Source organism: Psychrobacter sp. TB55-MNA-CIBAN-0194 (assembly GCF_040309505.1).
GTDB classification, from domain to species: domain Bacteria; phylum Pseudomonadota; class Gammaproteobacteria; order Pseudomonadales; family Moraxellaceae; genus Psychrobacter; species Psychrobacter fozii.
Genome location: NZ_JBEOOW010000657.1, coordinates 1 through 245, shown reverse-complemented (window position 1 = coordinate 245; position 245 = coordinate 1). Strand labels below are relative to the sequence as shown.

Genomic DNA, 245 nt, shown 5'->3' with positions numbered 1-245 from the left:
CCTGTATCCATCGTTCAGCAATATCGGCCACAAGATCAGGGTGATCTTTAGCGATGTCGTTGAGATTATTGGCAACAGAGCGACGTACGTATTCTTCTGGGTCATCTTTTAGTTCTTCAAGCAGTTCAATGACGGGTGAAGGATCATTAATAAACGTCGGCAACTGCATCGCCCAGGGCAAGCGCGGGCGAGTTCCCTCAGAGATCAAACGCCGTACATGTCTATTGTCATCTAAGAGCCAAGCC

The 245-nt window shown here is 48.6% G+C and carries 1 protein-coding gene; it reads right to left on the bottom strand.

The genetic code is table 11. The features are described 5' to 3' along the window. A partial coding sequence (locus tag AAEY75_RS16640) for a hypothetical protein (protein ID WP_502944459.1) occupies positions 1-181 on the bottom strand: 181 nt, incomplete at its 3' end. Positions 182-245: the final 64 nt, after the last annotated feature.